2 protein-coding genes and 2 pseudogenes are annotated in these 4014 nt (G+C 65.8%); 3 read left to right on the forward strand and 1 reads right to left on the reverse strand.

Annotated elements, in window-relative coordinates; genetic code table 11:
* Positions 1 to 356: pseudogene (locus G3N93_RS42320) on the reverse strand (copper resistance protein CopD); the annotation flags it as partial.
* A 193-nt stretch (positions 357 to 549) separates the two neighbouring features.
* Here G3N93_RS42320 and G3N93_RS35490 point away from each other — a divergent pair.
* The 3 genes and pseudogenes from G3N93_RS35490 to G3N93_RS35500 form a co-directional block, all read left to right on the forward strand.
* Positions 550 to 1314, forward strand: a complete 765-nt coding sequence (locus G3N93_RS35490; RefSeq protein ID WP_041492946.1) for a c-type cytochrome — start codon at positions 550 to 552, stop codon at positions 1312 to 1314.
* 19 nt (positions 1315 to 1333) lie between these two features.
* Positions 1334 to 2632 carry a cytochrome c gene (locus G3N93_RS35495; protein ID WP_011353104.1) on the forward strand — a complete coding sequence of 433 codons (1299 nt, stop codon included), beginning with the start codon at positions 1334 to 1336 and terminating at the stop codon, positions 2630 to 2632.
* 134 nt (positions 2633 to 2766) lie between these two features.
* Positions 2767 to 3894, forward strand: a pseudogene (locus tag G3N93_RS35500) (DEAD/DEAH box helicase); the annotation flags it as partial.
* Positions 3895 to 4014: the final 120 nt, after the last annotated feature.

Here is a 4014-nt window from a genome sequence, read left to right on the forward strand (position 1 = left end):
TGCGAATGTTGCGCGCGCAGCCACGCGGGATGCGACGGCGCGACGACCGGACGGGCGCCGTCCTTGCCGAGCCATGCCTTGAGCAGCGCCGAGCCGACCGCCATCGCGAACGCCGCGTCCATCAGCGCCGCGAGCGCGACCTGACCGATCCACAAGCTGTCGAACTTCATCGCGCACACCCTCCCGAAAACGGCAGGCCGACGGAGCGACGGCAACGGGACGGACAGCGTGAGAAAGGCAACGGCACGGTAGAAAACGTCATCGATGAATCCGGAAACGGGAGAAATGACTGGACCTGCGGCGGAGGCGGCGCCGCGCGACCCGCGAGTGTACGGTCTTCGATGGGGAAAACGCACGCCGGTTCACACCGACGCGTCGCAATGCGCGTCAAATTGTCGCAAGTCGCAAACGGACAGGAACCGACGTCCTTTTGCCAAATAGCCGTCATTACCCATCGATGATAGAATGCCGCGTCGCAGCAGCCCGGCTGCCTTGCCGTCATGCGCCGAGCCGATCGTAGCCCGGACAACAGGTCCCCGTCGAATAAACATGGAGTCTCGTGTGTCTTCAAGACGCCTCTTCCGTCCGCTGCTCGCCGTTCTGATGTTCGGCAGCGCGGGCCTTATGAGCGCTGCCCAAGCGCAGACCAAGCCCACGGAGCAAGCGCACGCCCAGCAGGCGCCGCTCAAGGCACCCGATACCATGGCCGAGCGCGTGCGCGGCTGTACGGCCTGCCATGGCGTCCATGGCCAGGGCACGGACAACGACTACTTCCCGCGTCTTGCCGGCAAGCCGGCCGAGTACCTGTACAACCAGCTCGTCAACTTCCGTGACGGCCGGCGCAAGTACCCGCCGATGAACTACCTGCTGACGTACCTGAACGACGACTATCTGCGCGAGATGGCCGAGCACTTCTCGGCCGAGCGCCCGCCGTACCCGGCGCCGGCGAAGCCGACGCTGCCGGCCGCGACGCTCGCGCGCGGCAAGCAACTCGTCACGCAAGGCGACCCGTCCCGCAAGCTGCCGGCCTGCGTGGCCTGCCACGGCGCGACGCTGACCGGCATGCAGCCGGCGATCCCGGGCCTGGTCGGCCTGCACGCCGATTACCTGAGCGCGCAGATCGGTGCATGGCGCTCGGGCAACCGCCACGCGAAGGCGCCCGATTGCATGCATGACGTCGCTTCGAAGCTTTCCGACGAAGACGTGACGGCCGTGACCGCATGGCTCGCCGCGCAACCGGCGCCCGCCAACCCCGTGCCGGCTCCGGCGCGTTCGATGAAGACTCCGCTCGCCTGCGGCAGCGAACCGCAATAAGGCAAGGGAGACAGACACAATGAAACGCAAGTCCCTGTTTGCACTCTCGGCCGTCGCGATCGTCGCGGCTGCCGCCCTCGTGCCGGTCCTGTGGCCGGGCAACGACACGCTGCACGGCGCCTCCGCCGTCGCGGCCACGCCGGCCGACCAGGCCGCGCTGATCAAGAAGGGCGAGTACCTCGCGCGCGTCGGCGACTGTATCGCATGCCACACCGTGCGCGGCGGCAAGTCGTTCGCGGGCGGCCTGCCGATGGCGACGCCGTTCGGCACGATGTACACGCCGAACATCACGCCGGACGACAAGGATGGCATCGGCAAGTGGACGTCGGACGACTTCTACCGCGCGATGCACACCGGCCGTTCGAAGGACGGCAGCCTACTGTACCCGGGCTTCCCGTTCGCGAGCTACACGAAGGTCACGCGCTCGGATTCGGACGCGATCTACGCGTACCTGCGCTCGGTCGCGCCGGTGTCGGTGCCGAGCCGTCCGCATGAACTGAAGTTCCCGTTCAACAACCGCAACCTGCTGATCGGCTGGCGCACGCTGTTCTTCAAGGAAGGCGAGTACAAGCCGGATCCGACCAAGTCGGTCGAATGGAACCGCGGCGCGTACCTCGTCGAAGGCCTCGGCCACTGCTCGATGTGCCACACGTCGATCAACATGATGGGCGGCCCGGTGACGGGCTCGGCGTTCGCCGGCGGCCTGATCCCGCTGCAGAACTGGTATGCGCCGTCGCTGACGAACGACAAGGAACTCGGCCTCGGCGACTGGCATGTGCAGGAGCTGTCCGACCTGCTGCAAGCCGGCGTATCGAACAAGGGCGCGGTGTTCGGCCCGATGGCCGACGTCGTGCACAACAGCCTGCAGTACATGACCGACGAAGATACGCGCGCGATGTCGACGTACCTGAAGTCGATCCCGCAGAAGGCTGAAGCGCCGAAGAACATGCAGTACGAGCCGTCGAAGCAGTTCGGCAACGCGCTGTTCGACCAGGGCAAGAAGATCTACGCGGACAACTGCGCGACCTGCCACGCCGAAAACGGTGCAGGCAAGCCGCCGTCGTATCCGCCGCTCGCGGGCAACCACTCGATCATGATGGAATCGGCAGTCAACCCGATCCGCATGGTGCTGAACGGTGGCTATCCGCCGAGCACGTTCAAGAATCCGCGTCCTTACGGGATGCCGCCGTTCGCACAGTCGCTGTCGAACCAGGAAGTGGCGGCGGTCGTCACGTATATCCGGATGTCGTGGGGCAACAACGGTACGCCGATCTCGCCGCAACAGGTGAGCGACCTGCGTTCCGCGCCGCTCGACTAAGAAGCGGCTGACACAAACGGGGCGCGGCTGCGGGAAACCGCGGCCGCGCCCTTTTGCATTTTGCATTTTGCGATGTCACCTCCCGCGCGGGCCGCGCGAGACGTCGCCGATCATAAAACTGAAGAGTGGTATCTATGTCTTTCGAATCTCTCGGCTTGGCCGAACCGCTGGTCAAGGCGGTCAACGAGCTCGGCTACACGTCGCCGACTCCGATCCAGCAGCAGGCGATCCCGGCCGTCCTCGGCGGCGGCGATCTGCTCGCCGGCGCGCAGACGGGCACCGGCAAGACCGCCGGCTTCACGCTGCCGATCCTGCAACGCCTGCATACGTTCTACGCGGAGCACCGCGGTGCGAAGCGCGCGGTGCGTGCGCTGATCCTCACGCCGACGCGCGAACTCGCCGCCCAGGTCGAGGAAAGCGTGCGTGCGTACAGCAAGTACCTGAAGCTGCGCTCGACCGTGATGTTCGGCGGCGTCAGCATCAATCCGCAGATCGATGCGCTCAAGCGCGGCGTCGACATCGTCGTCGCGACGCCGGGCCGCCTGCTCGATCACATGCAGCAGAAGACGATCGACCTGTCGAACCTCGACATCCTCGTGCTCGACGAAGCCGACCGGATGCTCGACATGGGCTTCATCCACGACATCAAGCGCGTGCTCGCGAAGCTGCCGCCGCAGCGCCAGAACCTGCTGTTCTCGGCCACGTTCTCCGACGAGATCAAGGCGCTCGCCGACAGCCTGCTCGACTCGCCCGCGCTGATCGAGGTCGCACGCCGCAACACGACCGCCGAAAGCGTCGCACAGAAGATCCATCCGGTCGACCGCGACCGCAAGCGCGAACTGCTCACGCACCTGATTCGCGAACACAACTGGTTCCAGGTGCTCGTGTTCACGCGCACGAAGCACGGTGCGAACCGGCTTGCCGAGCAACTGACGAAGGACGGCATCAGCGCGATGGCGATCCACGGCAACAAGAGCCAGTCGGCCCGCACGCGCGCGCTGGCGGAGTTCAAGAACAGCACGCTGCAGGTGCTCGTCGCGACCGATATCGCCGCGCGCGGGATCGATATCGACCAGCTGCCGCACGTCGTCAACTTCGACCTGCCGAACGTGCCGGAAGACTACGTGCACCGGATCGGCCGCACGGGCCGCGCGGGTGCGACCGGCGAAGCCGTGTCGCTCGTGTGCGTCGACGAAAAGCAGTTGCTGCGCGACATCGAGCGGCTGATCAAGCGCGAGATTCCGCAGGAAGTGATCGCGGGATCGAACTGAGCGCGGTCGGCAAGGTCAGCCGCGAGCTGTCGGTCGTCGCGTCGTATGTGTATCAGGACGTCAAGAACGTGCAGGCGAACGACGCGTCGCTGAACAACTGGCCGGTGTCGG

The sequence above is a fragment of the Burkholderia sp. Se-20378 genome, from assembly GCF_017104665.1.
In the GTDB taxonomy this organism is placed as follows: Bacteria; Pseudomonadota; Gammaproteobacteria; order Burkholderiales; family Burkholderiaceae; genus Burkholderia; species Burkholderia lata.

Coding starts and splice junctions, on each gene's coding strand:
- G3N93_RS35490 (WP_041492946.1), top strand. CDS start 550: ATGGAGTCTCGTGTGTCTTCAAGACGCCTCTTCCGTCCGCTGCTCGCC.
- G3N93_RS35495 (WP_011353104.1), top strand. CDS start 1,334: ATGAAACGCAAGTCCCTGTTTGCACTCTCGGCCGTCGCGATCGTCGCG.